This window comes from Ilyobacter sp. (assembly GCF_041583315.1).
In the GTDB taxonomy this organism is placed as follows: Bacteria; Fusobacteriota; Fusobacteriia; order Fusobacteriales; family Fusobacteriaceae; genus Ilyobacter.
Genome location: NZ_JBFHGC010000256.1, coordinates 1 through 4,009, shown reverse-complemented (window position 1 = coordinate 4,009; position 4,009 = coordinate 1). Strand labels below are relative to the sequence as shown.

Genomic DNA, 4,009 nt, shown 5'->3' with positions numbered 1-4,009 from the left:
TTATATGAGTATGGAATATACGGGATTTCAAAATGAGATGGAGCCGGCTCTACGTTTGGTAGCAATGCCAGGAGATACAAATCCAGCAGGAGATATCTTTGGAGGATGGATTATGGCACAGGTGGATCTGGCAGGAGCAGTGGTAGCGTCACAAAGGACTCAGAGTAGGATTGTAACTGTAAAAGTAACTGACTTCATGTTTAAAGAACCTGTCTATGTGGGGGATCTGGTTACATGTTATGGGAAAATAGAAAAAATAGGTACCACATCTATTACTGTAAAAGTCGTTGTCTGTGCCCAAAGAAATAGATATGAAAAGGCCTGTGTAAAAGTAACAGAAGCTACTGTAGTATATGTGGCCATTGACAAGGATGGAAATCCATTGAAGATACCACAATAACTAGACTTACAAAAAAATAGAGATATAAAAATTTTCACCAATAAATATTAGGCTTGTCTCAATTTAGATTTATGGTTCTTTGGCAGTTCAGTTTTGTATTTCAAGAAACAACAAAAGGAATATAATATCCATTAATTTTAGGCACTCTCACGAGTGCCTAAATCTATATCAATTATCTAATCTGATAATATCATCATTTTCCAGATATTCTCCCATCTGTACCTCTATAATTTCCAGAGGGACTTTCCCTGGATTTTCCAGCTTGTGTTTTTCCCCGGGTTTTATAAAAATACTCTCTCCTGCAGAAACAAGTTTTTCTCCATTTTCAAGAATCACTTTAGCCATTCCCTTCACAACCACCCAGTGCTCACTTCTGTGATAATGAATCTGGTAACTGAGTTTTTTTCCTATCCCAACTACTAACCTGTTAATTTTGAATGAATTTTTTTCCTCCTCTAGAACTTTTGAATGCCCCCAAGGCCTGTACTCCTTTACATGGCATTGAGATCTTAAATCTTTTCTATAATTAAGGGTGTCTACCACCTGTTTCACCTTTTGTGACTGTTCTTTTTTACATATCAAAAGAGCGTCTCTGTTATCTACTATAATTAGGTCTTCAACCCCAATAGATGCAACAAGTTTACCTTTTTCAGAATAGATATAGTTATTTTTTGAGTCAATAACAATATTTTCAGGTTCTACAATATTATCATTTTCATCTCTCTTGTATACATCATAAAAGGAATCAAAACTTCCCAGATCATTCCAGCCTATATCCACAGGAACCACAGCTATCTTGTTGCTTTTTTCCATTATTCCGTAATCCATAGAAACCTTGGTTTCAATCTTTGAAAAAGCTTCCTTCATGTCTGTACTTGTATCAAATGCCTCATAGATATTCTTGGCATAAGTTTTGACTTCATTTGTGAAAAAACCAGAGTTAAACATAAATATCCCGCTGTTCCAGAAATACCCTTTTTCAATGTAAGATAAAGCCGTCTCATAATCCGGTTTTTCATGAAATTTCTCTACAATATACCCATTTAATTTTTTACCTGCAGGGGAGATATATCCGTACCCTGTATTGGGGCTGTCAGGCTTTATTCCAAATGTTATTATATGATCTTTTGCCAAGCTTTCTGAAGACTTAATAATCTCTGAGAAATCCTCTGATCTCAATATTCTGTGGTCAGAAGGAAACACCACAATTGTAGTGTCTTGTTCTTTGGAAATCCCGTGCACACCGGCATAAACAGCCGGAAGGGTATTCTTGGCCTCAGGTTCTACAAAAATATTGGATTCATTATATTCATATCCCAATTCTTCTATAGCTCCCATTACCAGAAACTTATATTTTTCATTTGTCACTACATATATATCATCCATCTCTGCAATCAGAAGGCTTCTTTCAAATGTTTCCTGAAAAAGAGAAGGGTCTTCTTTTTTTATTTTTATAAACTGTTTTGGATAATGGTCTCTGCTCAAAGGCCACAATCTTGTTCCACATCCCCCTGCTAAAATGATAACTTTCATAATTATCCCACTCCTTTTAATTTTATACCGTATATCCTCAATAAGAGAAAGTATAATAAATTTAAGAAAACTATTGCAACAAATATAAAAAAATTCTAGAAGTATACTTTCTACATTTTACGCTGTTACCTGGAATTTCCTTTACGGTAACGATTTAAAAACTTAACATATCTATCATACCGACATTTAAAACTCTATCGTTTTTTATCTGGAATATAATATTTCCAGTACCAATTCCTGATATATTCCAAAACAAAAAAAGGAGTAACGGCTTTTTTTAGCCGTTACCCCTTGAAAATTTCACGTTTCAAATCAATTTTTATCTGTCTCAGTAAAACAGAATCCTGTATCAAATAAAAAAAATTCAAAAAAACTCGATTCTTAGTTTACCACTCTAAAACTTGCTCTGTATTTTTCTCAGTACATCTTTTATAGCTTCCTCTATACCTTCGTAAGCCATAATATCTTCCCTCGTAATGAGTTTTTCTATATCTTTCTGACTGTATCCCAGAGACTCCAAAGCCATGTAGAGTTCTTCCTCTATCTGCAGACTTTTTACCGAATTTCCTCCGGATGATCCTTCTTCAAACTGCAGACCTTTCAGCTTATCCTTCACATCCACTATTAATTTTTGTGCTTTTTTTATCCCAAGTTTTGGGACCCTGGTCAAAAGTTTTACATCTTCTCTCACCACAATATCCCGTATATCCTCTACATCAAATGTAGAAAGTATGGCTAGGGCAAGAGACACCCCTATACCGTTTACATTTATGAGGATTTCAAAGAGGTTCCTCTCTTTCTCCTCTGCAAATCCTATAAGTTTAAACATGTCTTCTCTTATATAGTTATATATATAGAGTTTTGTTTCCTCTCCCAAAACCAGTTTCTCGTATGTTTTAAGAGAGATATTCACCTTGTATCCTATTCCGTTTATATCTATTACAGCATATTCCAGTTTTTTTAACGACAGTTCCCCTTTGAGATATTCAAACATTCTACCCTCTCCAATAATCTTCTATATTTATTTTTTCCACCTTATCTATTTTCTCTCCTAGAAACATCTCACCCAGCTCTTTAAAATGGCTTGGTGAATCACTCACATAAAACTCTATGTCGCCTCTGTTCTTCTTTGAGATAAGGTTCTTGTCTGCCAGAAGTTTTTTCAATTCAAGAGCAGTCTCCACAGCAGGATTTACAACTTCCACATCATGTTTTTCAAAATATCTTTTTATCTCTTCTTCCAGAAGTGGATAGTGCGTACACCCCATGATGAGAGAATCCACTCTGTTTTTAAACTCACCTAAATACCTGTCTATCATTATTTCCGTAACCTCGTCCTGTATCATTCCCTCTTCCACCAGCGGCACAAAAAGAGGACAAGGTTTAGAATAGACCTCTATACCCTCTCTTCCAAGGGAAAGAGACCTCTCATAGACTCCGCTGGAGACAGTTCCCTTCGTTCCTATGACACCTACTTTTCCGTTCTTAGTTATCCCCAGAGCCCTTCTGCTTCCTGCTTCTATTACCCCTATCACAGGGAATGTACAATGTTTTTTCAGTTCCTCTAGAGCAAATGCAGATGCAGTGTTACAGGCCACAACAATGGCTTTTATATTTTTAGTTTTCAGAAATTCGGCTATCTCTAAAGAATAATGAATTATATTTTCCTTTGATTTTGACCCGTAAGGCAGTCTCGCTGTATCCCCGAAATAATATATTTTTTCTCCGGGAAGTACTTTTTTTATCTCTTTTACCACTGTAAGGCCTCCGAATCCAGAATCGAAAACCCCTATTCCTCTGTTATCCATATATTTATATTCACCTCTAAAAGTAATTATACCATAAATCTATTTGCTGTTCTTTGTTGATGTCTTTAATTAAGTTAAATTATTGAATTTACACAGAAGTCTGTTACTTTTCTCTTGACAGAAAAGTAACCAAAAGGTCAAGAATTTTCAAATGTCTAGGAAGTATATGTTTCTTTTAACGCCTTTGTGAGCTACAGTCCTCGGTTCCCTGCGGAACTTATTCTGTAGGACGGCTGAGTGCTGGTTATTTCCTGTATAAGCCCTGCGA

At 35.7% G+C, this 4,009-nt stretch carries 4 protein-coding genes; 1 reads left to right on the top strand and 3 read right to left on the bottom strand.

Annotation, left to right across the window (positions count from 1 at the left end; genetic code table 11):
- The coding region (locus tag ABZA26_RS09395; RefSeq protein ID WP_372714265.1) for an acyl-CoA thioesterase at nucleotides 1-400 on the top strand (400 nt) is incomplete at its 5' end.
- A 168-nt stretch (nucleotides 401-568) separates the two neighbouring features.
- On the opposite strand, the gene ABZA26_RS09390 is transcribed toward ABZA26_RS09395, so the two are convergent.
- The 3 genes from ABZA26_RS09390 to murI all read right to left on the bottom strand — a co-directional run bounded on the left by ABZA26_RS09390 (nucleotide 569) and on the right by murI (nucleotide 3,741).
- Nucleotides 569-1,933, bottom strand: a complete 1,365-nt coding sequence (locus ABZA26_RS09390) for a mannose-1-phosphate guanylyltransferase/mannose-6-phosphate isomerase (protein WP_372714264.1) — start codon at nucleotides 1,931-1,933, stop codon at nucleotides 569-571.
- A 394-nt stretch (nucleotides 1,934-2,327) separates the two neighbouring features.
- A complete protein-coding gene (gene ruvA, locus ABZA26_RS09385) occupies nucleotides 2,328-2,927 on the bottom strand; it encodes a Holliday junction branch migration protein RuvA (RefSeq protein WP_372714263.1) in 600 nt (199 codons plus the stop codon).
- A gap of 1 nt (nucleotide 2,928) precedes the next feature.
- A complete protein-coding gene (gene murI / locus ABZA26_RS09380) occupies nucleotides 2,929-3,741 on the bottom strand; it encodes a glutamate racemase (RefSeq protein ID WP_372714262.1) in 813 nt (270 codons plus the stop codon).
- Nucleotides 3,742-4,009 lie beyond the last annotated feature (268 nt).